Origin of the sequence: Thioalkalivibrio sp. ALJT (assembly GCF_000381825.1) — a bacterium.
GTDB lineage: Bacteria > Pseudomonadota > Gammaproteobacteria > Ectothiorhodospirales > Ectothiorhodospiraceae > Thioalkalivibrio.
On the sequence record NZ_KB907123.1, the window covers coordinates 264,416 to 290,851 of the forward strand.

The following is a 26,436-nucleotide window of genomic DNA, read 5'->3' on the forward strand; positions in this document are numbered from 1 at the left end:
GAGACGCATGAAGCACATCATCATCCTGGGGGCCGGTCAGGTCGGACAGTCGCTGGCCGAGGCGCTGAGCGCCGACGGGATCGACATCACCGTGGTCGACTATCGCGCCGAGATGCTGGCCGAGCTGGAAGACCGCTTTGACATCAAGACCATCCAGGGTTTTGCGGCCCACCCCTCGGTACTGGAGACGGCGGGGGCGCAGGATGCGTCCATGCTGATTGCGGTGACCAACTCCGACGAGACCAACATGGTCGCCTGCCAGGTGGCCTCCACCCTGTTCAATATCGAGACCAGGATCGCCCGTGTCCGCGCGCGGGACTATCACGAGACCCCGGCGCTGTTCGCGCAGGACGCGATGCCGGTGGATATGCTGATCTCGCCCGAGGCGATCGTGACCAGCCACATCCGGCGTCTGATCGAGCACCCCGGCTCGCTGCAGGTGCTGGAGTTCGCCGAGGGCCGCGTTTCGCTGGTGGGCGTGCGCGCCTACTATGGCGGGCCGCTGGTGGGGCACGAACTGAAGAACCTGCGCAGCGACATGCCCGGAATCCAGACCCGCGTCGCCGCGATCTTCCGCAAGGATCGCCCGATCCAGCCTGACGGCTCGACGGTGATCGAGGCGGATGACGAGGTGTTCTTCGTGGCTGCGAAGAAGAATATCCGTGCGGTCACCTCGGAGCTGCGCAAGCTGGAAAAGCCCTACAAGCGCATCCTGATCGCGGGTGGGGGCAATATCGGCGAGCGCCTGGCCGAGACCCTGAGCAAGCGCTACCGGGTCAAGGTGGTCGAACGCGACCCCGAGCGCGCCGACCAGCTGGCCCGGACCCTGCCCAGCAACGTCCTGGTGCTGCACGGGGACAGCTCGGACGACCGCTTCCTCGAGTCCATCAATGTCGAGCACAGTGACGTCTTCTGTGCCGTGACCAACGACGATCAGGCCAACATCTTTGCCGGCATGCTGGCCAAGCGCTGGGGGGTGCGCAAGGTGATGTCGCTGATCAACCGCCCAAGCTATGTGGACCTGCTGCAAAGCGGCACGATCGATATTGCGATCTCGCCCCAACAGGCGACCATCGGGGCCCTGCTGGCGCGGGTGCGCGAGGGGGGCACGGCGACTGTGCATACCCTGCGTCGTGGTGCAGCCGAGGCCATCGAGACCGTGGTCAACGGCGATGCCCGCACCTCGCAGATTGTCAGCCGCCGGATCGACGAAATCGACTTCCCCGAGGGCACCAGTGTCGGTGCCGTGGTGCGCGGCGAGGAGGTCATCATCCCGCATCGTGATACGGTCATCGAGGCCGGTGACCACGTCATCCTGTTCGTCACGGATCGGCGTAAGGTGAAGCAGGTCCAGCGCTTGTTCCAGCCGACGGCGCTGTTCTTCTAGACGGCGGCGCCAATGCTGCATCTCGCATCCACCGCCCGGTTGCTCGGGATTCTGCTGACCCTGTTCAGCCTGTCCATGCTGCCGCCGGCGGCGATCGGCCTCCTGTATGGCGAGGCAACCGCCCTGGTGTTTTTGCGGGCGTTCGTATTGTTGTTGCTGATCGGTGGCCTGCTGTGGGGGCCGCTGTACTGGGCACGGCGCGAACTGCAGGCGCGCGATGGTTTCATCCTGGTGGTGATGTTCTGGCTGGGGCTGGGGATTGCCGGGGCGACCCCGCTGTACCTGGACCCGAACCTGCAGGTCTCGTTTACCGACGCCGCGTTCGAGTCCATGTCCGGGTTGACCACGACCGGGGCCACAGTGCTGACCGGTCTCGACGACCTGCCGCGTGCCTTGCTGTGGTATCGCCAGCAACTGCAGTGGATGGGGGGCATGGGGATCATCGTGCTGGCCGTGGCCATCCTGCCGCTGCTGGGCGTGGGCGGGATGCAGCTGTTCAAGGCCGAGACCCCGGGGCCGATCCGCGACAACAAGCTGACCCCACGCATTGCCGAGACGGCGCGTAATCTCTGGTACATCTACCTGGGCCTGACCGTGGCCTGTGCGCTGGCCTACTGGGTCGCCGGTATGGATGCCTTCGACGCGGTGGCACATTCGTTTACCACGGTCGCCATTGGTGGATTCTCGACCTATGACGCCAGCATCGGTCACTTCGATTCGGTGGCCATCGAGATCGTCGCCATCGCCTTCATGGTGCTGGCCGGGATGAACTTCGCTCTGCATTTCCTGGTACTGCATCGTGCGACCTGGCGGCCCTACCGGCGCGACGAGGAGCTGCGCGCCTATCTGCTGGTGCTGGGTTCTGCAACGGTGCTGGTGGTGGTCTTCATGCTCTGGAGCGGGTTTACCGATCAGCTCGGGGATGCGCTGCGGCGCGGGATTTTCCACGTCGTGTCCATCGCGACCACCACGGGCTACGCCACCGACGCCTTCTATCTATGGCCCGGTTTCCTCCCGGTGCTGCTGATCTTCCTGTCCTTCATCGGTGGCTGTACCGGGTCCACCGGAGGCGGCATGAAGGTAGTGCGCGTGCTGTTGCTGGCCAAGCAGGGTCTGCGCGAGATCAAGCGGCTGATCCACCCGCACGCGCGGATCGCGGTGAAGGTCAATGGCAAGGAGGCGCCGGATCGAGTGGTACAGGCGGTGTGGGGCTTCCTGGCCGCCTACGTGATGGTGTTCGTGGTGATGATGCTTGCACTGATGGCGTCAGGGCTGGACCAGATCACCGCGTTCTCGGCGGTGGCGGCCACCCTGAACAACCTCGGCCCGGGGCTGGGCGAGGTCGGTCCCAATTTCCAGTCGATCAACGACTTCAGCAAGTGGGTGCTGGTGTTCGCGATGCTGATGGGGCGGCTGGAAATCTTTACGGTGCTGGTGCTTCTGTCGCCCGCGTTCTGGCGGCGTTAGCCTGAGACAATCCGGATCTTGCGTGGCGCGGGAGGTGCTCGATGAGCGACATGATTGAACGTTTCCAGAACATGCTGGATGGTGGCCAGGATTCCGCGATGCTGCGTTTCTCGCTGGGCAATGCGCTGGCGACCGACGGGCAGCTGGAGGCGGCGGTCCCGCATCTGGAACGCGCGCTGGCGCTGGATGGCGGCTATTCCGCGGCCTGGAAGCTGCTGGCCAGGACCCTGGTGGAGCTGGAACGGCCGGAGGCGGCACTCTCCGCCTGCGAGCAGGGGATTCGCGTCGCTACCGAGCGGGGTGATCTGCAGGCGGCCAAGGAGATGGAGGTCTTTGCCAGGCGTGCGCGCAAGCTGCAGACCGCTGCGGACGGGGCCGAGGGCGCATGAGCCCCACCGGCGAGCCGTCCTCGCGCGGCGCGGACGCCGGGGCCTATCAGGCCCCGCTGACGGCCGCGCATTTTGCGCCGCGTTACTGGGGCAGCTGGCTGCTGCTGGGGTTGGTGTGGGTGCTCCAGGAACTGCCGCGTCCTGCCGTGCGTGGGCTGGCGCGGGGGCTGGGGCGTTTGATCCGGCGCTTCGCCGGGCGCAGCCGCGCGGTTGCCGAGCGTAATCTTGAGCTGTGTTTCCCGCAGCTGAGCCCTGCCGAGCGCGCGCAGCGCCTGGAGGCCTACTACCGTTACCAGGCGCAGGCCGCGCTGGATTACGGGCTGCTGTGGTTCGGCAAGCCCGGGCAGCATGCCGCGCGGATTCGCATTGAGGGCCTGGAACACTACGAGCGTCTGCGCGCTGCGGGTACGCCGGTGATCATCCTCGCGCCGCACTCGCTGGCGCTGGATTATGGTGGCGTGCGCATGAGCCAGATGCACGATGGCGTTTCGTTCGCCAAGCCGATGAAGAATCCGGTACTGGAATGGATCAATCATCGCAGTCGTACGCGTTATTCCGGCGACATCTTTGCCCGCGAGCAGGGCCTGCGCCCGGCCATTCGCCAGTTGCGGCGCGGTCGTTTCTTCTACTATTTGCCGGATGAGGACCTCGGTGCCGAGGGCGCGGTCTTCGTAGACTTTTTTGGCGTGAAAAAGGCCACGCTGACGGCCCTGGCGCGGCTGGCGCGGATGTCGAAGGCGGCAGTATTGCCGAGCTTCGCCTGGTATGACGCCGCAGCGGATCAGTACGTGATGCGCCTGTGGCCGCCCATGGAGGATTATCCGGGTGGTGACGACGCAGAGGATGCCCGCAAGATGAACGCCGCCGTGGAGCGCGCCATTGAACAGGCGCCGGCACAGTACCTGTGGGGCATGCGCCTGTTCCGCACCCGCCCCGCCGGCGAGGCCCCGCTTTATTCCGGCCGCAAGCGCTGACCGATCCTTCGCGATGCCCGAGGGCGATACCATCCACAAGCTGGCGCGGGCACTCGCTCCGCTACTGGACGCCGCTGCGCTGGAGGCCGTGGCAACGCGACCCCGGCGCGGTGCGGCACTGGTGGAGCATGGCGCCATGGCTGCGCGGGGCGTGAGCGCGCGCGGCAAGCACCTGTTGCTCGCGCTGGAGGACGCCGCCGGTCGTGGCTGGCAACTGCGCACGCATCTGGGGATGTACGGAACCTGGCATCAATACGCCTCCGGGGCGGTCTGGCACAAGCCCGTACAGCAGGCCTGGGCCGTGTTGCGGCTGGCGGATCGGGTGCTGGTCTGCTTCCATCCGCGCGAACTGGCCTGGCAGCCCCGGTCGGGGGCGTCCATGGACCCGGAACGTCTGGATGCGCGCGTGGGGCCGGATCTGCTGGACCCGGAGCTGGACCTGGCCGCGGTAGTCCGGCGCGTGCGTGCCTGCACCCCCGCCACGCGTCCGCTCCTGGATGTACTGCTGGATCAGTCGCTGGCGGCCGGCATCGGGAACATCTACAAATCGGAGCTCCTGTTCCTGCACGGGCGGCATCCTCTCGAACCGGTCGCGGCGATTGCGGATGACGCCCTGCTGGAGCTGTATCGAGATGCGGCGCGTCTGCTGCGGCGCAATCTGAAGCCGGGGCCGCGCATCACGCGCGAGCGGGCCGAAACCGACGAGTACCTGTATGTGTACGGGCGTCGCGGTCAGCCCTGTCGGGTCTGCGGCACGCCGGTGGCACGGTCACTGGCGGGCGAACACCTGCGTTCCACTTACTGGTGCCCGTCGTGTCAGCCGAGGCAGCCCGGATGAAGGTACACGACTCGCGTCCGCATCCCGGGGCTTCCGGGACCGGAGGCGCGGTAGCTGGCCCGCTGTTGCTCGGAAACGGGCATGCGGGGCATTGCGGCTCACCCGTAGCCGCATGGGTGCGCGGCGGTCACCGCGCCTTGTGCATACGCAAAAGCGGAGGAAACCCTGAGCGTGTGGGTCGTTCGGTGTTCCCCCCGGGGAACCTGGCACCGGGTGCGGGGCACCAACGGATACGGACAAGAGACGGGGAGGCGCGCAGATGAACAAGCGGTATTCGGGGCGGTTCCTGGCTGCCCCCTTGCTGGGAGGGTTCCTGGTGGCCTGCGGGGGTACGGTCGGTGTTGCCGCCGACGAATTCGCCACCGCAAACGGTGAGCTGCGGGGCGAGGTCCTGCACTCGGGTCTCAATCACCCGTGGGCGATCGCCTTCCTGCCGGAGGGCGGGGTGCTGATCAGCGAGCGACCGGGGCAACTGCGTTACTTCCCCGATGGAGAATCCTTCGACGGCCGCGGCCAGATGGTGTCGGGTCTGCCGGTGGATCTGGTCGCGCACAATCAGGGCGGACTGCTGGATCTGGCCCTGCACCCGGACTACGCGGATAACGGCTGGCTGTACTTTACCTACTCCGCGCAGGAGAGGGGCGGCCAGACCACGCGTCTGGCCCGCGGGCAGTTTGCGGACGGGGCGCTGGAGGCGGTCGAGGTGCTGTTCTCGGCCGCGCCGGCGGCCCGGGGCGGGCGCCACTTCGGTTCGCGTATCGCGTTCGACGATGCAGGCTATGTGTACGTGAGTGTTGGTGATCGCGGCGACCAGGATCGCGCCCAGCGCAAGGACGACCATGCCGGCAGCATTGTGCGCCTGCATGATGACGGTACAGTGCCGGACGACAACCCGTTTGTCGGCGTGGATGGCGCGCACCCCGAGCTGTGGGTGATCGGCGTGCGCAACCCGCAGGGCATGGTGATCGACCCGGATACCGGCACCTTCTGGCAGAACGAACACGGCCCTCGCGGGGGGGATGAGGTCAACATCATCGAGCCCGGGCTGAATTACGGCTGGCCGGTGATTTCGCATGGCGAGGCCTACTCTGGCGGCCCGATCGGTACCGGCAAGTCGGAAAAGGAGGGCATGGAGTCCGCGCTGCACTACTGGACACCGGCCATTGCCCCGTCCGGCATGGCGATCCTGCGCGATCCGGCCTTTGCCGACTGGGACGGCGATCTGCTGGTGGGCGGACTGCGAGGCCAGACCCTGCGCAAACTGACCTTTGACGGTCGCGAGTGGGTCAACGAGGAAGACCTGCTGCCCGATCTCGGCCGCCGCATCCGCGACGTGCGGGTACATGACGGCGCGATCTGGGTGCTGACGGACCATAACCCGGGTGAACTGATCCGGCTGACCCCGGCTGACCCCGGCTGAGGCATCCACGTTTTCGGAAGGAGTTCTGGTGATGTTTGCGTTTCTTGAGCCGCGCATGCCTGCGCCCGAGGAGGCCCTGCCCGGGCGTGATGATCCACTTCCCGTCCCGCCACGGCACCGGGTGCTGGGTACGCCGCTGGCGCCGCCCTATCCGGCTGGCATGCAGGTGCTGCATGTGGGCATGGGCTGCTTCTGGGGTGCGGAACGACTGTTCTGGCAGACCGAGGGGGTGTATTCGACCAGCGTGGGTTACGGCGGAGGTTACACTCGCAACCCGACCTACCAGGAGGTCTGCTCCGGACAGACCGGCCACACGGAGCTGGTGCGGGTGGTGTTCGACCCGGTCCGGGTGTCGCTGGATGCGCTGTTGCGCGTGTTCTGGGAAGGGCACGACCCTACCCAGGGCATGCGTCAGGGCAATGATGTCGGCACGCAGTACCGCTCCGCGATCTATGTCGAATCGGCCGCGCAGCGGGCCGCCGCCGAGGAAAGCCGCGCGTGCTACCAGACTGCACTGGATGCTGCAGGTCGTGGCGCCATCACCACGGAGATCCGGCTACTGGACGCCTGGTACTTTGCCGAGGACTACCATCAGCAGTACCTCGCCCGAGTGCCGGACGGCTACTGTGGCCTTGGCGGCCTGTCCGTACCTTTTCCCGCCTGAGAACCCTTCAACCGGCGGTTGTTCCACCAGACCCGTAAAGCAAGGCGGTCCACAGGAACTCTGGAAGAAGACCAGGTTTCCGGGTGAAGGGTCGGCTGCTTGATCGGTTCTCACGGTACACATCAATGTGTCGCCTGCGGCTGTCGCATCCGCCTTCTTCCGATCTTCGCAACTGCCTGTGAATCGGCTTGCCTTGCGGGCCTCGTGGTGAATACGGGCCTTAAGGAGACGCTGATTGAATCGCACGTCCGCGCTCGAGTCGCTTTTGCGTGCGTTTAATGCGCGGTGACGGCCGTGCTGTCATTCTGCTACAGGTGAACCGCAACGCCGTTCCCGCGCCCGTTGTTGATCAAAAACGGGCGGCTGAGCCCCTGCTTTCACTGGCTTGTGGGGTTGGTGCCCCCCGATTCTGAATGAATATGGCCCGATCCTGCGTTGCGCCCCGAATCCATCGAAAACGGGCGGGTAGAACTACTACCCGCTGTTTGAGGCGCCTTGTATCGGAACGCTTGTCTCCAGAAACTGAGGGGCACCCACGCGGACGTGCGATTCAATCAGCGTCTCCTTAAGAGTGGGCGGCGGCGCGCACGAGCGCGCGGAACAGGTGCTGGTGGCGGCGTTTCTGTGGCAGGTACTCGGGGTGCCACTGCACGCCCACGCACCAGCCGCGCTCGGCCTCGATCGCCTGCACCACGCCTGCTCCGTCATGAGCGGCCACCTGCAGCCCGTGGCCGAGCGCGTCCACGGCCTGGTCATGCAGAGCGTTCACGTACAACGGCGTATCACCGAGGATGTCCGCCAGATGACTGCGTGGTTCCAGGGTGACCGGTTTTACTGGCAGCAGGCCGCGGGCCCGGGGTGTCTCCACGTAGAAGTCGGTCAGGTCCCGCTGCAGCGTGCCGCCATGGACCACGTTCACCAGTTGCATCCCGCGGCAAATGCCGAGCATGGGGCGGTGATCGTCCAGGGCACGGTGGATCAAGGCCTTTTCCAGGCGATCGCGGTTGCGATCGAGTACGCCCCCGTGGGACTGAAACAGCCGGCGCAGCAGCCACAGCGCCGGGTAGAACAGGTAACCGATCAGGCGCTGGGAGAGATGGCGTTCGGCCGCGCGGATGGCCTCGGTATCCGGCCCCTCGGGCGGGGTCTCGCCGTAAAGCTCGGGGTCGACGTCGGCACCGCCACCGATAATCAACCCGTCGAAATGGCAATGACTGCAGGGTTTCCCGGGGCGCAGTCGCACAGGCCGCCCGCCGGCACGCCAGACGGCCAGGGCCGTAAACAGCCAGGCCGGTCCGCCACCCTGGTCCGGTCCGGTAATGGCGATCACCGGGCGCCGGTGGGGCGCTGTCAGAGGGTCGCCGGCGCCATGATCAGAACCATTCACGGATGCGCTGGCTCCAGTCATCCGTCCAGCGCCCCAGCGCCTGTCCGGGACGTTCAAGATACTCGCGGGAAAGTTGTTCAAGCCGTTCCGGGCTGGCCGCAAGCCGCTCGACCTCCACCCAGCCGTTGAACGGGCGGGCCAGACTCCAGTCGGGATCGTCGATCTCGCAGTTGGGCAGGCGGTAATGAAACGCCGGGCGGGGCTTGATCAGTTCGTGCTCCACTGGCGCTGCGGCGACCCGGTCCGGGTCGAGATGGGCGAAGAGCGGCAACAGATCCAGCGGGCGGTTGCGGGTCGGGCTGTGTTCCAGGTAGGTGTCGATCAGCGTTGCCTGGTCGGGCTGAAAATTCGGGTCCAGCATGGCGCGTACGAAGGCGCCGGGGAAGGCCCGGATGTAGGGCGACAGCCGTCGCGCCAGATTGATGGTGCCCGCGGCCGTCAGGGCCTCGTACAACAGCAGGAAGGCCCGTAGTACGGCGAGGATCCATCCGCTTTCGGCGCGGTGGATCTCGATATTCAGCTGCAGCCCGAAGGCATAGAGCAGGGAGGTCTCGGTGCCCTGGGCCCCGGCTTGCTGGAGCTGCGCGCGCACCCGGTCCAGTCGTGGCAGCATGGCTGCGGGGACGGGCGGGGCAACGATCTCGTGCGGGACCAGGTGGCCGGCTGCATCGGCCAGCCAGCGTTCCAGCGCGGCTTCGTCGGAATCGTCCAGTTCGATCCCCAGCCGTCGCAGGTGTTCGCGATAGGCGCGGTCCTTCAGTACCCGTGCGTCCAGTTCCAGCTGGAAGTCTCCCAGCTCGGAATCCCGGACCTGTGCCACGAAGGCATTGTCGTACTGAATATGCCCGCCGAACTCGTCCTGCACTGCAGCGGCCATCGCCTCCAGCGAGACCCCGGCCATCTCGATTTCGACGCCGATGCGTCGGGGCTTTCCATCCGGACCCTCATTCCAGGGCAGTTCGTGAAAGGACTTGCTCATGCGGCTGCCTGACGGGAAGTGGGTATTCATGATAGCGGCTCGGTATCGCGGCTGCGGCTGCGGCTGCGGCTCGGGCAGGGCTCAGGTAGCATTGGCGCGCCTTCACTTGTTGTGGAAGAACGGATCATGGATCGAGTCTATCTCAAGGATTTGCGCGTGGATGCCGTGGTCGGCGTCTATGACTGGGAACAGCGCTTGCAGCGCCCGCTGCGCTTCGATATCGAGCTGGCCACCGATACGCGGGTCGCGGCGTACTCCGGAGAGATCGGCGACACCGTGGATTATGAGGCCGTGGCCAACAAGGTACGCGCGATTGTGACCCGCGAACCCCATACGCTGCTGGAATCGCTGGCCGAGGAGATTGCCGAGACCCTGATGGCCGAGTTCCGCACCCCCTGGGTGTGCATCGAGCTGGGCAAGCCAGGGGCGGTCGCAGGTGTGGCCGAGGTCGGTATCCGGATTGAACGCGGGGTACAGCCGACCGGCTGAGACGCCACCGGACCCTGATACTTCCTTCTGGCCGGCGCCGGCGTTCGCCGGCTTTTTTATGTCGTGCTGGCACCGCCTTGGTGCGTGTGCACTTTTAGTGCGCACTGTGTTGGTGCGCGCCGCCCGTTGTTTTCCCGCAACAGGTGTTGCAAACGCTCGTTTTCTCCCCTTTTTTGTACTTGGCACGTCCCATGCAAGGCATTGGGTGTCGATTACGCGACACTCGATTGAACCATTGGGAGAAGACCAACATGAAGAAATTTACTCGCTCTGCACTGGCGGCTGCTGTCCTTACCGTGGGGTCCACGGGTGGCGTTGCCTTTACTTCCACTGCCGCCGCGGAACTTTCCGTGAACATTGGTGCGGTTTCCAACTACTACTTCCGTGGTCTTTCCGAAACGGATAATGCGGCCGCCATTCAGGGTGGTATCGACTTCGAGCATGAGTCCGGTTTTTACGTAGGGACCTGGGCCTCCAATGTCGATTTCGGTGATGACACCACTTATGAGCTCGACCTGTACCTGGGGTTCGCCGATGAGCTCGCCAGCGGTTTCGGTTATGACGTCGGCTACATCCAGTACCTGTATCCGGATGCCGATGATGACCTGGACTTCGGCGAAATTTATGGTGAGCTGAGCTACGACATGTTCTACGGGGGGCTTGCCTACACTGCCTACGTCGAGGATTCCGATGCCAGTACCGGAGACGTGTACTACTACCTCGGTCTCGATGTTCCCTTTATGGACGTATATAGCGCAGGTTTCCTGGTTGGGTACACCGACTTTGAGGAGTCCGGCGTCAATGGGTACACCCATTACATGGCAAGCCTCGCGCGGGATGCTGGTGATTTCGGCGAGTTCAGCTTCAACCTCGAATACGCCACTGGAACGAGCGAGTTCGACGAAGAAAATGATGCGGGCGATGTGAAGGCGTGGGTCGGCTGGTCCACTACGTTCTAAGTCCTGCGTTACCTCTTAACACTATGGCGGGCCCGCATGCTCGTGGGTCCGCACACAGGAGTCTGAAATGAAGATGATTACCGCCGTAATCAAGCCGTTCAAGCTTGATGATGTTCGCGAGGCCATCTCGGAGATCGGTGTGCAGGGCATGACCATGACCGAAGTAAAGGGTTTTGGTCGTCAGCGTGGTCATACCGAGCTCTATCGCGGAGCCGAATATGTGGTTGACTTTCTGCCGAAGGTAAAGCTGGAAGTGGCTGTAGACGAAAACCTGGTCGATCAGGTTGTCGAGGCTATTTCCAAGTCTGCCAGCACGGGCAAGATTGGTGACGGCAAGATCTTTATTACACCGGTGGAGCAGGTCGTGCGCATTCGCACGGGCGAGACCGGCCCGGAAGCCCTTTAAGGCTCCGTCATTCCATCGAATGAGGAATTTCAATCATGGAAATTGAACAGCAAGTAGTCGAACTCGCCTACGCAATGGACACCTTTTACTTTCTGGTGGCCGGCGCGCTGGTAATGTGGATGGCAGCGGGCTTTACCATGCTCGAGGCCGGGATGGTGCGCACCAAGAGTGTGGCCGAAATCGCAACCAAGAATATCGCCCTGTATTCGATCGCCAGCATCATGTACATGCTGATCGGCTACAACATCATGTACAGCGACGGCCTGAGCTCCATCATTCCGGGCCTGGGCTTCCTGATCTCGGGCGACAACGCGGTCGCGGACGTACTGGGTAGCGGTGGCGACATCTACTACTCCGATCGTGCCGACTTCTTCTTCCAGGTCGTGTTCGTGGCCACCGCGATGTCCATCGTCTCGGGCGCCGTGGCCGAACGCATGAAGCTGTGGGCCTTCCTGGCCTTCGCGGTCGTCCTGACCGGCTTCATCTACCCGATCCAGGGCTTCTGGAGCTGGGGTGGCGGAATCCTCGACCAGATCGGTTACCTAGACTATGCCGGCTCGGGCATCGTCCACTTCACGGGCGCCGCTGCCGCGTTGGCCGGTGTGCTGCTCCTCGGGGCGCGCAAGGGCAAGTACGGCAAGGATGGCCAGATCAACGCGATCCCGGGCTCCAGCATGCCGCTGGCCACCCTGGGTGTGCTGATCCTGTGGCTGGGCTGGTTTGGCTTCAACGGTGGTTCCGAACTGAAGGTCTCGGATGTCGAATCCGCCAACGCGGTCGCCGCCGTGTTCGCCAATACCAACCTGGCTGCGGCCGGGGGTGTGGTGGCCGCCCTGATCACCACGCGTCTGGTGTTCGGCAAGGCTGATCTGACCATGGCGCTGAACGGTGCGGTTGCGGGCCTGGTGTCCATCACCGCCGAGCCGCTGATGCCCAGCCCGTTCCTGGCGATGATCATCGGTGCCATCGGTGGTGTGATCGTGGTCTTTTCGATCGTCGCGCTGGACAAGCTGAAGATCGACGACCCGGTCGGCGCGATCTCCGCGCATGGTACCGCCGGTATCTGGGGTGTGATGGCGGTCCTGCTGTCCAACCCCGATGCCACGTTCTTCGGTCAGATCGCGGGCCTGCTCGCCATCTTCGCCTTCGTCTTCACGGCTTCCCTGATCGTCTGGGCCATCCTGAAGGTCGTCATGGGCATCCGCCTGAGCGAAGAGGACGAGCATATCGGTGCCGATATCGCCGAGTGTGGCCTCGAGGCCTATCCGGAGTTCACCGGGAAGCAATAATTCCTGGTTAACCTGGCAGGGGTTCGGTCCGGTGTGACCGGATCGAACCCCGAATCTGTCTCCTCCGACGCCGACAATATGTCTCCCAGGACTTGAGGAAGTCGGCCTTTGGGCGCCCCCCCCGGCGCCCTTTTTTTATTTCCAGAGCTGTGGGAGCGGGATTGCCCGCGAAGCCCCTGCCGGAGCCCGATAGTGCGATCGACATCCGCAGAGGCAACCCGTCACGATGGATCGTTCTTCTCGCAGCAAGCAGCGCCTGCCCGTCCGGCCATTCATCCCGCCGCCCCGGCTTCGGTTACGATCGCCGTTTCGCCAGACTGGAAGCCTGTCGTATGGATCGTCTGCTGGACGTTCGCCAACTGAAAACCGCCCATCTAGGCCCGCTGGATCTGGCGCTTCAGCCCGGGGAGCTGGTGCAGGTCACGGGCGCCTCCGGTGCCGGAAAATCCCTGCTGCTGCGGGCCCTTGCCGACCTTGATCCCAATACGGGGGAGGTGAAACTGAACGGCGACCCGCGGGACACCATGGCGCCGGTCGAGTGGCGCAGGCGCGTGGCGTACGTACCGGCGGAGACGGCCTGGTGGGGCGAGCGAGTGGACGAGCACCTGCCAATAGATTTCTCGCGCCCGGCGGCCTTACACCTGCTGGAACAGGTCGCCTTGCCGGAAGCCTGTCTAGGCTGGGAGGTCGAACGTCTCTCCAGCGGTGAGAAGCAGCGCCTGGGGCTGGTGCGTGCGCTCCTGAACCAGCCGCGTGTCCTGTTGCTGGACGAGCCCACTGCCAACCTGGACCTGGAAAACACCAAGCGTATCGAACGCGCGGTACGAGGGTATCTCGCCGAGGAAGACGTAGCGGCGCTGTGGGTCAGCCACGACACCCTGCAGCGTCAGCGCCTGGGCGGACGCATCCTGACCATCAGCGATGGCCAACTGGAGGCGTCGGCATGGACCTGATCACGCTCTCGCCCGTCGACCTCGCGCTCGCCGCGCTGCTGGTTCTCGCCCTGGCCGGGGTCACAGTCTGGGCGCGCATGGGTCTGGGGCGCAGCCTGGTGATCGCGGGGGTGCGAACCGTGGTCCAGTTGCTGCTGGTCGGACTGATCCTCCAGACGCTGTTCGACCACGCCCAGCTCGGCTGGGTCGCGTTGATGGCTGTGGTCATGCTCGCAGTGGCCGGGTACGAGGTGATGGCACGCCAGCAGCGCCGTTTTACCGGGCTGTGGGGCTACGGCATCGGCACCGCCACCATGTTCATCTCGGCGTTTGCGGTCACGGTGCTGGCGCTGACCACCATGGTTGGACCGACCCCCTGGTGGGAGCCGCAGTACGCGATCCCCCTGCTGGGCATGCTGCTCGGCAACACCATGACCGGGATTGCACTGGGGCTGGACCGCCTGACTCAGACCGTCTGGCGCGAGCGGCGCACCATTGAGGGCCGGCTGGCGCTGGGCGCCTCCTGGAGCGAGGCGGTGGCGACCATGCGCCGCGAGGCTGCGCGTTCCGGGCTGATGCCGACCATCAACGCCATGGCTGCCGCCGGCATCGTCAGCCTGCCGGGCATGATGACCGGCCAGATCCTGGCCGGCGCCCCGCCAGTGGAGGCCGTGAAGTACCAGATCCTGATCATGTTCCTGATTGCTGCCGGCACCGGCTTTGGCACTCTGGGCGCCGTCTGGTTCGCCTCCCGCCGCCTGTTCGACACCCGCGAACGCCTGCGCCTCGACCGCCTCAGGGCCGGCCGCCACGCCTAGCCCGATCCCGCTCACGGTGAATTCGCATGTGCTCATTGCACCTTACGGGGCTCTGCAGCCCCGTGGGATGCGCTGAGCGAAGCGAACCGCATCAAGCCGCGGCTGGCGGAGCCCTCTTGCGTTCGGCGGCGAAGTGGCCGCCCGCCTCAGGCGAATAGTTTGCGGCGGAAGAACTCCGGGGTAGCGCCGGCGGCGCGGTGGATCGCGGCGTTGTAGTAGTGGGTGACAAAAGGCAGCTCCTCGGCCGCCTCTTCGCGCAGGAAGGACACCGGGCAGTCCTTCGCGGCGATGGTGCACGTCCACCAGCCGGAGGGGTAGGTGGCCTGCGGGAAGTGCAGGGTCAGGGCGTCGATGAAGCCGGCCGCGCGCAGGCTGTCGTGCATCGGGCGGATGATGCTGTCGGTGTGCAACAGCGGCGATTCGCTTTGCTGCACCAGCAGGCCGTCTGCGCCCAGGGCCTTCACGCAGTCCTTGTAGAACGCGGTGGAGAACAGGCCTTCGGCCGGGCCGACCGGGTCGGTGGAGTCGACGATGATCACGTCGAGGGAGCCGGGCGTGGCGTCTTTCAGGTACTGCACGCCGTCGTCGAACAGCAGCTCGGCGCGCGGGTCGTCGTTGGCGTCGCACAGCTCCGGGAAGTACTGCTCGGCAAGGCGGGTGACGCGCTCGTCGATATCCACCTGTACGGCGCGCTCGACCTCGTCGTGCTTGAGCACCTCGCGCAGGGTGCCGCAGTCGCCGCCGCCGATGATTACTACGTTCTTCGGGGCGCTGTGCGAGTACAGCACCGGGTGCGACATCATCTCGTGGTAGATGAAGTTGTCGCGGCCGGTGAGCATCACGCAGTCGTCGATCACCATCAGGTTGCCGAAGGCCTCGGTCTCGTAGATCTCGATCTTCTGGTACGGGGTCTGTTCCTCGTGCAGCTTCTGCTTGATGCGCAGGGACAGCGCCATGTCTTCGTGCGGTTCGCTGAACCAGTTGTTGTCGAGTGCCATGGGTGGCTCCCCTTGCCGGTGCGGTGGACGGTATGATGCGCCGCTATGATAGTGCCCCGTACGCTGCGGGCAACTGGTCACACTCATGCGCAACCCCGGGATCGCCATGTCTGTCACGCCCTGGAATCTGGATGAGGCCCGCGCCACCTACGGGATTGATCACTGGAACGGTGGCTTCTTCGAGGTGAACGCCGCGGGCCACGTGGCGATGCGCCGCGCGGACTGGCCGGAGCACCCCGGCGTGGACCTGTACGAGCTGGCGGGGCGCCTGCGCGAGGAGCATGTGGGTCCGCCGGTACTGGTGCGGTTTCAGGATGTGCTGGACGGCCGGGTGCGGCGCCTGGTGCGGGCCTTCGACATCGCCGCGCGCGAGCTGGAGTACGAAGGCGCGTTCACCGCGATCTACCCGATCAAGGTCAACCAGCAGCGCAGCGTGGTGGATCAGATCCTGGCGGCTGGCGATCAGCCGGATGCCGAGGGGCTGACCCCGCGCGTGGGGCTGGAGGCCGGATCCAAGCCGGAGCTGATGGCCGTACTGGCGCAGTCGCGCCCGGGTGCGGCGATCATCTGCAATGGCTACAAGGACCGCGAATATGTGCGCCTGGCGCTGATCGGGCGCCAGCTCGGGCACCGCGTGTACATCGTGATCGAGAAGCCCTCCGAGCTGGAGGAGGTGATCCGCCAGGCCGAGGCCATGCAGGTCGAGCCGTTGCTGGGCCTGCGCGTGCGTCTGGCCTCGATCGGCAAGGGGAAGTGGCAGAACACCGGCGGCGAGAAGGCCAAGTTCGGCCTGTCCGCGGCGGACGTGCTGGGCATCCTCGAGCGCCTGCGTGGGCTGGGCTGGCTGGACCGGCTGCAACTCCTGCACTTCCACATGGGCTCGCAGATCGCGAACATCCGCGACATCCAGAATGGCATGGGCGAGGCGGCCAGCTACTTCGCCGCGCTGACCGAGGCCGGGGCGGCCCTGCGGGTGGTGGATGTCGGCGGCGGGCTGGGCATCGACTACGAGGGCTCGCGCTCGCGCAACGAGTGCTCCATCAACTATTCGGTGGAGGAGTACGCGCTGAACATCCTGCGCCCGCTCAAGCGCATCTGCGAGGAGCAGGGCCTGGCCATGCCCGAGGTATTCAGCGAGTCCGGCCGCGCGCTGACTGCGCACCACGCCGTGCTGATCACCAACGTGATTGACTGCGAGCCGGCCCCGGGGGATGGCGACCTGCCGCCCGCGGAGGAGGGTGAACTGCCCGAGATCGCCGCCATGCGCGCGCTGCTGGAGGACGCCGAGCGCCCGGCCTCCGAGATCTACCACGATGCCGCCTATGGCCTGTCCGAGGTACAGGCGCGCTTCGCCCGCGGGATGCTGTCGCTGGCCGACCGCGCCCGTGCCGAGGCAATCTACTTTGCTCTGTGCCAGCGCCTGCTGGCGCGGCCGGAGGCCCTGCCGGCGGAGATCCACGCGGAACTGACCGACAAGCTGGCGGACAAGGTCTTCTGCAACTTCTCCGTGTTCCAGTCGATCCCGGACACCTGGGCGATCAACCAGATCTTCCCGATCATGCCGCTGCACCGGCTGGACGAGCGGCCCACCCGGCGCGCGGTGCTGCAGGACCTGACCTGTGACTCCGATGGCCACATCGAGCACTATGTGGAGCGCGAAGGCACGCATACCACGCTCGCCCTGCACCCGTGGAACGACCGCGAGCCGTACTACCTCGGCATCTTCCTGGTCGGCGCCTACCAGGAGATCCTGGGCGACCTGCACAACCTGTTCGGGGATACGGATACCGTGAACGTGGAACTGCTGCCGGAGGGTGGCTACCGTCTGGTCGATCCGGAGCGAGGCGATACCGTCGACGAGCTGCTGTCATACGTGCACTTTGCCCCGGGTGACCTGCGCCGCGCCTTCCGCGCCAAGATCGACGCCGCCGGCCTGCGTGGCGAGGCCGCGGGCCGACTGCTGGCGGAACTGGAACAAGGCCTGACCGGCTACACCTATCTCGAGGACTGAACCCATGCAGTGCTATGTCTACCGTGCGTCCCGGCGCGCCGATACCTATGTCTACCTGCCCGAGAAGGACGATTTCTCCGACCTGCCCGAAGGCGTGATGCGGGCTCTCGGTAACCTGGAGTTCGCACTGGAGTTCGAACTGACGCCCGAGCGCACCCTGGCCCGGGAAGACCCGCAAAAGGTCCTCGCTAACCTCAAGGAGCAGGGCTTTCACCTCCAGTTCCCGCCCCCGGAAGACGAACGTCAACCCTGATCCATCCGGACGGAGGCCGGCGAACGTCGTCGCCTTGGGCTTCCCTTTCGGTCATCCCGGAAACCGCGCAGCGGTTATCCGGGATCTCATGCGGTGAGTTCTGCCCGGGCTTCGGGGGCTGTCCAGCGCCGGAGATCCCGGCTCTTCGCTGCGCTGCGGCCGGGATGACCGGGGCCAGGTGGCTGTGACAACGAGTGGCAAGGGAAAGCGGTCGCGGCCGAGGGGTGCACGGTTGCCGGAGCGGGCCAGAGCCGTAATGCGTTGCGTCGGCGGCGCTTGGCGGTGAGGGAGCCTGCGCATAAAACGCGGGAGTCGCAGCGCGGTCACGCATAAGTCTGTATAGTGTCGGCCCTTTTGCCAGTATCCAGAGTTTGTATTCCATGACCGAGAAGCTTCGCAACATCGCCATCATCGCCCACGTTGATCATGGCAAGACCACGCTGGTCGACCAGCTCCTGCGCCAGTCCGGCACCCTCGACAAGCGTGGCGATCACGGCGAGCGGATCATGGACTCCAACGCCATCGAGAAGGAACGCGGGATCACCATCCTGGCCAAGAACACGGCCATCGAGTGGCAGGACTACCGCATCAACATCGTCGACACGCCCGGACACGCCGACTTTGGTGGCGAGGTCGAGCGCGTGCTGTCGATGGTCGACTCCGTGCTACTGCTGGTGGACGCGGTGGACGGCCCGATGCCGCAGACACGCTTCGTAACGCAGAAGGCCTTCGCGATGGGCTTCAAGCCGATTGTGGTGGTCAACAAGGTTGACCGCCCCGGCGCGCGCCCCGACTGGGCCGTGGATCAGGTGTTCGACCTGTTCGACCGCCTGGGCGCCACCGACGAGCAGCTCGACTTCCCCATCGTGTTCGCCTCCGCGCTGAACGGCTTTGCCGGTATGGACTCGAGCGTGACCGAGGGCGACATGACCTGCCTGCTGGAGACCATCGTCGAGCATGTCGCGCCCCCGAATGTGGACGCGGACGGCCCGTTCCAGATGCAGGTCTCCTCGCTGGACTACAACTCCTACCAGGGCCTGATCGGTATCGGCCGCGTGAAGCGCGGGCGCATCAAGCCGAACACCCCGGTCAAGGTGGTGGACCGCGAAGGCGGCGTGCGCAACGGCCGCATGCTGCAGATTATGGGCTTCCACGGTCTGGAGCGCGTGGAGGTCGAAGAGGCCCGCGCCGGCGACATCATCACCTTCACCGGGATGGACAAGCTGTTCATCTCCGACACGCTGTGCGATCCGAACCACGTGGAGGCGATGGAGCCGCTGACCGTCGACGAGCCGACCGTCAGCATGACCTTCCAGGTGAATACCTCGCCGTTCGCCGGGCGCGAGGGCAAGTACGTCACCTCGCGCGTGCTGCGTGACCGCCTGCAGGAAGAACTCAAGCACAACGTCGCCCTGCGCGTGGAAGAGGGCGAGGACCCGGACAAGTTCAAGGTCTCCGGCCGTGGCGAGCTGCACCTGGGCATCCTGATCGAAAACATGCGCCGCGAGGGCTACGAGCTGGCCGTCGCGCGCCCCGAGGTGGTCATCAAGGAAGTCGACGGGGTGAAGCAGGAGCCCTACGAGGCCGTCACCGTGGACGTCGAAGAGCAGCACCAGGGCACGATCATGGAGAAGCTCGGCGAACGCCGCGGCGACATGACCAACATGGTCCCGGACGGCAAGGGCCGCGTGCGCCTGGACTTCATCATCCCGTCGCGCGGGCTGATCGGCTTCCAGACCGAGTTCATGACCGCGACCTCCGGTACCGGCATCCTGCACCATATCTTCGACCACTACGGCCCGTACCAGCCAGGTGCGGTGGCCTCGCGCCAGAATGGCGTGTTGATCGCCAACGCGGCCGGCAAGGCCCTGGGCTTTGCCCTGTTCAACCTGCAGGACCGTGGCAAGCTGTTCATCGGCCCGGGTGAAGAAGTCTACGAAGGCATGGTGATCGGCCTGCACTCGCGCGAGAACGACCTGGTCGTCAACGCGCTCAAGGCCAAGCAGCTCACCAACATCCGCGCCGCCGGGACCGACGAGAACATCCAGCTCACCCCGCCGATCCGCATGACGCTGGAGCAGGCCATCGAGTTCATCGACGACGACGAACTGGTCGAGGTCACCCCGGAAAACCTGCGCATCCGCAAGAAGTTCCTGCTCGAGCACGAACGCAAAAAGGCCTCCCGCGCCGCCTCGGCATAAGACCGACGCCAACGCCCCGCCAGTGGGCAAGGCACAAAGAAGCGCCCGGACGGATCATCCGCCGGGCGCTTTTTTGTGTCGAGGGCCCCTGGGGCCAGGATCTTCGTCTTCCCGGAAATCGTATGGCGCTTATCGGGGATCTGCGGGATGCGTGACTGTGGACTCAGCCATGCACGATGTGCCAGTTGGGAATGGTGGGATCGCTCGTTACCAGATGCAGCGTATTGGAAAGTCGTGGAAGGCCGGATCGGTAGTCAGTAAAGGGGCCTGCTCGAGTTCCGCCTGGGTAGCCTGGATGCGGTCGAACGGGTCGCGATGGTCGACAGAATATGTCCCGGCGTGGATCGCTTGCGAGGAGTTCACGGCAAGATGCGTAAAGCCATCTGCGGCGACCGGTTCATCAAAGCGCTGGATGACCACACCGCCAATCTGCAGTTTGCCCGGGCGGTGCTTGGTCGCAATCTCCCATGCGCTGGCGGCGCTTACCAGGACAGTGTTCTCCAGGTCCTCGATAATTTCCCGAGCGCGTGACGATAGCCGCGTATCGTCTGTGAACCACCAGAGCAGGGCATGCGTATCGAGCAGGATCCGCACCCTATTGCTCCCAAGCGTCGAGTTCGTCCTCCGGCAAGGATTCAAAGAATGCGTCTTCGACCCGGCCCGTTACGCGCCCGGGTTGGCGCCGTGCTGGGGTGGACTCCAGTGGCACCAGACGCGCATATGGCCGGCCGGACTTCGCGAGAATGATCTCCTCGCCATCATGCGCGCGTTTCAACAAGCGGGACAGATGCGTCTTTTCTTCGTGAACGTTGGCCGTTGTGCTCAAGGGCTCGCCCCGCCTGACTGAGTATTAAGACTTAGCTTATGGTTGTTGGGTCTTGCATCAATCGAATGTATCCAGTGGTCATTCTGTCGAGCGGGTCTTGGCCACGTCTGTCGCAAAGGGCAAGGTTCTGACTAGAAAATAAATCTGTCCCCGTTTCTGCGTTTCTGGGCGCGACGTGCCTTGTTGCTGTCCCGTTTCTAAAAAAACGCCCGCCAGCGGGTGACTGGCGGGCGTGGAGATCGGGCGAAGGCCCGAGTCGGGCCTGGATGGGGTGTTACACCGTGTGCTTGCGGCGAATGCCCACCATCGCCGCCAGGCCCGTCAGGAAGAGCGCGAGTGTGGCAGGCAGCGGGATCTCACCCGGCGCGTCATCGCCGATGTCCCGGCCGGCGATGGTTGCGCCGTCGAAGGCAAGCCCGGACTGAAATGCCTCGTCGTTCCAGTTCACCACGCCAAACTGGAGGGCAAAGGTGCCGTCCTCGTCAAAACTGAAGACGCTCTCGATCCAGTCCGTGTAACCACAGCCATCGCCAAAACAGCTACCGGAGCTGTTACCGAGGGGGGACCATTCCGGGGCGCCTGCGATGATGGGCGTTTCGGAGGGATCGAGAGCTACGTCCGCGTCCGGCTCCGGGAGCTCGAACCCTGGCACCGTGTTACCCCCGGGGTTGGTGCGGGCGGTAAACAATTGGGCTGCCGGCTCCAGGTTCTCGTCCAGCAGCAGGGCCCAGGCATAGTCGCTGAACCCGCCGCCGTCCGAGGTGACGTAGTTGAAGTTGAAGCTCAGCTCGTCACCCTGATTCGCGTCAAACAGGGGGGAGGTGATGGTTGAACCGGTGGTTTCGTTTCCGATCCCAAGGCCTTCAGTGTCGACGCCGTTGGCGGTGGAGATCCAGCCGTATTCGGAACTGCCGAAGGGGGAGAGCGAGATATCCCCATCGGCGGCAGCCGTGCCGCAGTTCCCTTCGCAGTTCCAGTCGGAGATGTCGAACGGGGAGCTTTGAGCGGTATGGGCCCAGCCCAAAAGGGTCAGCGCTCCGGCGATCGCCAGGAATTTCCTTGTGTTCTGCATTAGACCGTCCTCTATTTGCTGTGGCTGCTGGTGGTCTGACATGGCATCCATGTCGTTGTCCGGAACTCAGCAAATATTGGGCCAATGATCTTAAGTGTCTGAATTATCTAGATCGCATTTGCTTTCTATCCGGTGAGGCGGGGCTGGCTGTAAAAAAAACGGACAACCACGGCGCCTCGGGCCTGGGGTTGCTCGCGCGAAGTAGCGAGGCAACCCGTGGCGGTGAGGAAACACGGACGAGTCCGTCCTGGCGTTTGTTGCATGCAAGGCGCTGAACGCGCCGTTGCCGGAAGGGTTTGCTGTTTATTCGGCATCAGCGTCTCCTTAAAGGTGGCCGCTTTTGGGGCGGTGCTCTCGTCGCCACGGGAGGGCGGCCCATAACGCAGCGTGGCTTGATAGGGGCGAGTGTCGTGATGCGTGGCGTTCGCTTGCGGAGTACGCAGCTTCACACCTGGTTTGCGGTTCAGTGCGTCCGCAAACACATGGCGGGCTGGAGGTGGTTATGTATTCAGCGCCGCCCGTGCGGAGGCTGCGGGTGTGCATGTTTTGGCTCCACAAAAGTGCAATGTGATGCCGATTGCCAGCATTCACTGGCCCCGCAGGCACGACGATCACGGGTTTTTTGAACGCCCTTGGGAGATGCGGTCAACGTGCGGAAAATAAATCTGTCCCCGTTTCCGCGGGTCACCAGCAGTCACTGACGTCGGCCTCAGGAGCACCCTTTTGGCCGCGTTCATTGAGCGTGAGGTCGCCGCAACCGCGCCGGTCGTTTTGTTGGGCGCCCCGGGGGGACGCGGTCAACGTGAAGGTCTGCGCATCCGGTATTGGGTCGGGGGAAAAGTTGTACCGGTTGTTCATGTCCCCTTCGTTCATGCAGCCGCGATCGGGCAATGCACCGGCGTAGCTCATGGTGCTTGTGTACCGCCGTTCGAGTGCCTGCGCGAGCTCGGTCAGACAGGCGCCGGCGGTCGCACGATAGGAGTTGATGACGTATTGCTGATAGGCGGGATAGGCGATCGCCGCGAGTATGGCGATGATCGCCACCACGATCATCAACTCGATCAGGGTGAAGCCGGCACTGTGCTGTGGACGGGGCATTTTGCTGCACTCCTGTCGGTTGTGGGTTCTGCACCGGCCGTGCGGGTGCAATCACCATTTTCGGTCGCCGATGGTGCGTTAGCGTGAGCCGGGCGTCTGGTTTGCCCGGCTCACGAGCTCAATCAACGTAGTTGAATCCAGGTGCGTGGGAGCTGGAAGGCTCTAGGTGGTCCGGGTTCACCCCTGGGAGCGGACGATTCAGTCCCGCTGATGATTCGAGTGATGCCTTCCGAGCTCCGGACGATGGTTGGGGCTGACATAATGCCGATCCCGGGGTCAATGGAACTCACCGGCACCCGTTCGTCACCGACGATGATCATATCGTCTTCGCCAAATTCCCCGTCGCCAGTCAGATCGAAAACAGGCTCGGCAGGCCGACTTCCCGTGGCTGCATTCAGCGCAACAATGGACGACGTGCCTCCGCCGTCGCAGGGGTCATCTGAGGGCGTAAGCGTGACGAATTCCACTCGTCCATCGACGATTTGTGCAGGCTCCACAACGCGCTCCCCCCGTGGGCTGGGGTAATCGAGGTCGATGTACCACCCGTCGTGGATGCTGCCATCGAAATTATCCCCGGCCGTAGTGGCGCGTACGGAGAAGTCACCGACGACGCCGGAGCCGATAAATTCGTGCTGCAGCAGCTTGCCTCGGCTAACGGGTGCCTGGATGGCTTCATGCTGGCGGATGCCGTAAAAGCTCTGGACGGGTGCCGGGTCAGGAACCTGGATGTCGGCATTCTCCAGATACTTGCCGGTCCCGAACATCACGATTGATCCACCATTCGGGTGGCTGCCCACTGCGGGTCTGGCGGTGATGGGTTGTGTCTCGCCATTGGGGCCCGTTGCCTGAAAATGCAGGTGGGCACTCCACAGAGAGCTTGCATCCCCAAGTAGATTCAGCCTCCAGAGGTTGCCCTGCAGGTCGCCCGCGAAGCCGTCTGTGATCACGCCGGCTGCGTTCTGGCGGAAAAGGGCCTCGGAGAGGCCATTGTCACCGGTGGCGTCGGTTTCGATCGTGATGACGTTGCCCGATTCCAGGTTGGCGATCATCAGCACGGCCGACTCGTCATTGCTGCCGTAGCCGTTCGGAAAGAGGACCGACCACTCACCATTGGCCGTCTGGGCGATCTCCGGTGCCCCGAAGGTATACCCCAGTGCATCCAGATCGTCACCGGATAGCTCCCAGAGGATGTTGTCGGCCGAGAAGCTCGTGGGGTCGGTGACGTCCAGGGCATAGATGCCGCGCCCACCAGCGCCGAGCGTTCCGACCAGCACTGTGCTCCACTCGCCGTCGACCTTGGCGTGGGTGATGGTTTGCTGACCATCCACGAAGAACTGGTGGCTGTAGTCCGGGTCGGCCAGATCCGGCAGTTTGTCGAATACAGCATTGGGTACGTAGGCGAACAGTTCTTCGCCGCTTTCCCCATCAAAGGCATGGAGCATACCGGCGTTGCCACCCACGTAGACGACTTCGGGTACATCCTGATTGTCTTCCCGAAACTTCGAGTAGCCGTCGATGTGGAAGTACCCGAAATTCATGCTCGGTGTCTGGACAGCCGGGTTCGAGTTGATGAAGTCGCCCAGAGGGGTCGGGCGGTTGCGCCACTCGCCTCCGTTTCGGGTTTCGTGGACAGCGGAACCACGCAGGAAGGCCAGCAGGTCTTCTCCGCTTCGATCCGTGGCCCCGGTCACGACGGGGGCGCTGGACAGAATGTCTTGTTGTTCTGAGCTTAACCCCGGGGCGCCGGGGCTGCTGTCCCATTGGAACAGGATTCCTTCGCTACCGTCATGGGAGAAGATGTTGCGTTCCTGGTGGGGTGGCAGGTTTTCCGATGCACGCCATTCTTCGGAGAAGCTCAAGTCGTCGAGCAGGAAGTCGTAGGCTACAAGGTCACCGGACCAGTCGGCGGAGTTGAACAAGGCCTGGTAGACGAAATTCGCGTCTTCCTCCTGATAGGTGGTTGCGGCTGCCGCCACCGAGGAGGCACTGCCTGTGGCCTCCGCAATAATGGCCTCGAAGATCTGCGTCATCGCAGCGTCCAGGCTTGCCTCATCCGTTGCATCGAACGCAGTGCCAGTGCCGCCGGCCTCGGCGAGCAGGTTCAACGGGTTTTCCGGCATGCCAGAGATGCCGGATACCCCGGCCGGCATGGCAAAGCCTACGATGTAGGTGTCGACCTGAGTGTCGTTGTGGAAATCGGCAACGGCCTGTTGGGCTTCTTCCAGTGCTTGTGGCAGGTCTGCACCAAGAGCTGTTCCATCGCTGGCAACGGAAGGCAGCCCATCCGTGACCCAGATGGCGGCGTTTACACCACAGCTTCGTGGTATCGGGTCCGCGTTGTTGCGCCCCTGGTTGTTCCCGAAGCTGGACCCCGCGGTTCCAGTCATGTCGCCACTCTCTTCCGGGTGCACGAAATCCAGGAAATAGTCCCGCGCAGTCTGCATAGTGCCTTCAAGTGGCGTCAGGCCGGATGCGATCAGTGGCCATGACGCATCAGTCATGGGGTTGCCCGTTCCATTCCAGTCATGGCGTTGAGGTTGCAGCTTGGTGCGAATGGCATCCCAGTGGTCGCTGTCGATGCTTCCGTCCTGATTCAGGCCGCCAATGGGGACGTGCAGATAACCCAGTCCGGGCGACTCCGTGTTTCGCCATTCCAGCTGGTTCATTGGGAGTGAAACCATGACTTCCCCCCAGCTGTCGATATTACGCTGCCGTTGGCTATCTACTAAGAAAACGTTAAAACTACCGATGCTTGTCCGAAACACAATGGATTGTTGACCCCACCAGCTTGTCTGAAGCTCAACTCTCTCGTAAGCATCCATGCTGTCGAAATCCGCCCCGCCCGTGTCGTGGCGGTCAAAGAAGACCTCTTGGTCGATTGTCGGGACTGCTCTCCAAGATTCACCCGTATCCCACCAGTAACCGGGAACCCCATCATTGAAGAAGAGCCAAAGTCCGTCCGCGCCCGGGGCTGCCACCCTGAATCGCTTGGTACCCGAGTCCCAGGCGCCTTCGAAGTCCTCGTCGTAGAAGTCGGGTGATTCCTCGGTACTGATACGAACGTCGATTGCGCGTTCCGCCAATCGCCAGCGTACGGTTCCCCCGGAATTGAACGCGTTGCGGGTATTACTGGCGGGCATCTGCTGGTATGACATCAGGCCCAGGTTGACCTGGCCTTCATACTGATCCAGCAGATCGAGCCCTACACGTTTGACGATACTACCCTTGCTGTTAGGGTGCCGAGCACCTGCGGGGCATATATCGTCTGCCGGGTCGCGGTCGTAGTCGATGTCCGGATCGAGATCCGGGCCTGGCTGGCAGAGAGGGTTGTCCTGATCCATGGCCAGGCGTCCGTCGGGGCTCTCCTGCATGCTTTCGGAGGTATCCGGGATGAACAGGATGTTCGGCGGTAGTCCGGAGTCGAGCAGGAACAGGGGGGTGCTCGCCAGGTTGATGCCATGTGCGGTGCCGGAGAACGCCATGGTGGCCGCCGCCACCGCAATAGCGATCCGGCTGCGCGAGAGCCGCGGGGGGCGGGCCGTTGGAGTGTTGTCTCGATGTGAAGCCATGGCAATGCTC

24 protein-coding genes are annotated in these 26,436 nt (G+C 64.0%); 16 read left to right on the forward strand and 8 right to left on the reverse strand.

Features of this window, described 5'->3' with window-relative positions:
- The first annotated feature begins 7 nt into the window (after positions 1-7).
- The 7 genes from trkA to msrA all read left to right on the forward strand — a co-directional run bounded on the left by trkA (position 8) and on the right by msrA (position 7,139).
- Positions 8-1,387 carry a Trk system potassium transporter TrkA gene (gene trkA, locus G332_RS0105375; RefSeq protein ID WP_019625975.1) on the forward strand — a complete coding sequence of 460 codons (1,380 nt, stop codon included), beginning with the start codon at positions 8-10 and terminating at the stop codon, positions 1,385-1,387.
- Positions 1,388-1,399: 12 nt separating this feature from the next.
- Positions 1,400-2,854, forward strand: a complete 1,455-nt coding sequence (locus G332_RS0105380; RefSeq protein ID WP_019625976.1) for a TrkH family potassium uptake protein — start codon at positions 1,400-1,402, stop codon at positions 2,852-2,854.
- 41 nt (positions 2,855-2,895) lie between these two features.
- Positions 2,896-3,243, forward strand: a complete 348-nt coding sequence (locus G332_RS0105385) for a tetratricopeptide repeat protein (protein ID WP_019625977.1) — start codon at positions 2,896-2,898, stop codon at positions 3,241-3,243.
- The gene (locus G332_RS0105390) at positions 3,240-4,217 is read left to right on the forward strand and encodes a lysophospholipid acyltransferase family protein (protein WP_019625978.1); all 978 of its coding nucleotides are present in this window, start codon (positions 3,240-3,242) and stop codon (positions 4,215-4,217) included. Before G332_RS0105385 ends, G332_RS0105390 begins: the two co-directional genes overlap by 4 nt.
- A gap of 13 nt (positions 4,218-4,230) precedes the next feature.
- The gene (locus G332_RS0105395; protein WP_019625979.1) at positions 4,231-5,055 is read left to right on the forward strand and encodes a DNA-formamidopyrimidine glycosylase family protein; all 825 of its coding nucleotides are present in this window, start codon (positions 4,231-4,233) and stop codon (positions 5,053-5,055) included.
- A gap of 259 nt (positions 5,056-5,314) precedes the next feature.
- The gene (locus tag G332_RS0105400) at positions 5,315-6,475 is read left to right on the forward strand and encodes a PQQ-dependent sugar dehydrogenase (protein ID WP_019625980.1); all 1,161 of its coding nucleotides are present in this window, start codon (positions 5,315-5,317) and stop codon (positions 6,473-6,475) included.
- Between the two features lie 31 nt (positions 6,476-6,506).
- Positions 6,507-7,139 carry a peptide-methionine (S)-S-oxide reductase MsrA gene (gene msrA, locus G332_RS0105405; RefSeq protein ID WP_019625981.1) on the forward strand — a complete coding sequence of 211 codons (633 nt, stop codon included), beginning with the start codon at positions 6,507-6,509 and terminating at the stop codon, positions 7,137-7,139.
- A 565-nt stretch (positions 7,140-7,704) separates the two neighbouring features.
- Here msrA and G332_RS0105410 read toward each other — a convergent pair.
- Entirely contained in the window at positions 7,705-8,469 is a 765-nt protein-coding gene (locus G332_RS0105410) for a gamma-glutamyl-gamma-aminobutyrate hydrolase family protein (protein WP_026340625.1), read from the reverse strand.
- Positions 8,470-8,512: 43 nt separating this feature from the next.
- Positions 8,513-9,505 carry an amidoligase family protein gene (locus G332_RS0105415; protein WP_019625983.1) on the reverse strand — a complete coding sequence of 331 codons (993 nt, stop codon included), beginning with the start codon at positions 9,503-9,505 and terminating at the stop codon, positions 8,513-8,515.
- 126 nt (positions 9,506-9,631) lie between these two features.
- Here G332_RS0105415 and folB point away from each other — a divergent pair, with 126 nt between their 5' ends.
- The 6 genes from folB (at position 9,632) to fetB (ending at position 14,398) form a co-directional block, all read left to right on the forward strand.
- Positions 9,632-9,994 (forward strand): dihydroneopterin aldolase, encoded by a 363-nt coding sequence (gene folB, locus G332_RS0105420; RefSeq protein WP_019625984.1) that lies wholly within the window; start codon positions 9,632-9,634, stop codon positions 9,992-9,994.
- A 251-nt stretch (positions 9,995-10,245) separates the two neighbouring features.
- The gene (locus G332_RS0105425; protein WP_026340626.1) at positions 10,246-10,953 is read left to right on the forward strand and encodes a TorF family putative porin; all 708 of its coding nucleotides are present in this window, start codon (positions 10,246-10,248) and stop codon (positions 10,951-10,953) included.
- 67 nt (positions 10,954-11,020) lie between these two features.
- Positions 11,021-11,359, forward strand: a complete 339-nt coding sequence (locus tag G332_RS0105430) for a P-II family nitrogen regulator (RefSeq protein ID WP_012981610.1) — start codon at positions 11,021-11,023, stop codon at positions 11,357-11,359.
- Between the two features lie 35 nt (positions 11,360-11,394).
- Complete coding sequence (locus tag G332_RS0105435; RefSeq protein ID WP_019625986.1) at positions 11,395-12,648, forward strand: ammonium transporter; 1,254 nt, start codon at positions 11,395-11,397, stop codon at positions 12,646-12,648.
- A gap of 332 nt (positions 12,649-12,980) precedes the next feature.
- Positions 12,981-13,601 (forward strand): ATP-binding cassette domain-containing protein, encoded by a 621-nt coding sequence (locus tag G332_RS0105440; RefSeq protein WP_019625987.1) that lies wholly within the window; start codon positions 12,981-12,983, stop codon positions 13,599-13,601.
- Positions 13,592-14,398 (forward strand): iron export ABC transporter permease subunit FetB, encoded by an 807-nt coding sequence (gene fetB, locus G332_RS0105445; RefSeq protein WP_019625988.1) that lies wholly within the window; start codon positions 13,592-13,594, stop codon positions 14,396-14,398. The genes G332_RS0105440 and fetB overlap by 10 nt, the downstream gene beginning before the upstream one ends.
- A gap of 146 nt (positions 14,399-14,544) precedes the next feature.
- Here the strand turns inward: fetB and speE are convergent, their stop codons facing one another.
- Complete coding sequence (gene speE / locus G332_RS0105450; protein ID WP_019625989.1) at positions 14,545-15,396, reverse strand: polyamine aminopropyltransferase; 852 nt, start codon at positions 15,394-15,396, stop codon at positions 14,545-14,547.
- A 106-nt stretch (positions 15,397-15,502) separates the two neighbouring features.
- Between speE and speA the strand changes: the two genes are divergently transcribed.
- The 3 genes from speA (at position 15,503) to typA (ending at position 19,861) form a co-directional block, all read left to right on the forward strand.
- The gene (gene speA / locus G332_RS0105455; protein ID WP_026340627.1) at positions 15,503-17,407 is read left to right on the forward strand and encodes a biosynthetic arginine decarboxylase; all 1,905 of its coding nucleotides are present in this window, start codon (positions 15,503-15,505) and stop codon (positions 17,405-17,407) included.
- 4 nt (positions 17,408-17,411) lie between these two features.
- Positions 17,412-17,660 carry a YcgL domain-containing protein gene (locus G332_RS0105460; protein WP_019625991.1) on the forward strand — a complete coding sequence of 83 codons (249 nt, stop codon included), beginning with the start codon at positions 17,412-17,414 and terminating at the stop codon, positions 17,658-17,660.
- Positions 17,661-18,040: 380 nt separating this feature from the next.
- Positions 18,041-19,861 carry a translational GTPase TypA gene (typA, locus tag G332_RS0105465; protein ID WP_019625992.1) on the forward strand — a complete coding sequence of 607 codons (1,821 nt, stop codon included), beginning with the start codon at positions 18,041-18,043 and terminating at the stop codon, positions 19,859-19,861.
- Between the two features lie 207 nt (positions 19,862-20,068).
- Here typA and G332_RS0105470 read toward each other — a convergent pair whose 3' ends face one another.
- The 5 genes from G332_RS0105470 to G332_RS0105490 all read right to left on the reverse strand — a co-directional run bounded on the left by G332_RS0105470 (position 20,069) and on the right by G332_RS0105490 (position 26,426).
- A complete protein-coding gene (locus G332_RS0105470) occupies positions 20,069-20,455 on the reverse strand; it encodes a type II toxin-antitoxin system VapC family toxin (protein ID WP_019625993.1) in 387 nt (128 codons plus the stop codon).
- A 1-nt stretch (position 20,456) separates the two neighbouring features.
- Positions 20,457-20,687, reverse strand: a complete 231-nt coding sequence (locus G332_RS13210) for a type II toxin-antitoxin system Phd/YefM family antitoxin (RefSeq protein ID WP_081619759.1) — start codon at positions 20,685-20,687, stop codon at positions 20,457-20,459.
- 274 nt (positions 20,688-20,961) lie between these two features.
- The gene (locus G332_RS0105480; RefSeq protein WP_231362876.1) at positions 20,962-21,810 is read right to left on the reverse strand and encodes an NF038132 family protein; all 849 of its coding nucleotides are present in this window, start codon (positions 21,808-21,810) and stop codon (positions 20,962-20,964) included.
- A gap of 633 nt (positions 21,811-22,443) precedes the next feature.
- Positions 22,444-22,857: a type IV pilin protein gene (locus G332_RS0105485; RefSeq protein ID WP_019625996.1), complete on the reverse strand. Its 414-nt coding sequence runs from the start codon at positions 22,855-22,857 to the stop codon at positions 22,444-22,446.
- 122 nt (positions 22,858-22,979) lie between these two features.
- Positions 22,980-26,426: a pilus assembly protein gene (locus G332_RS0105490; protein ID WP_026340628.1), complete on the reverse strand. Its 3,447-nt coding sequence runs from the start codon at positions 26,424-26,426 to the stop codon at positions 22,980-22,982.
- Positions 26,427-26,436 lie beyond the last annotated feature (10 nt).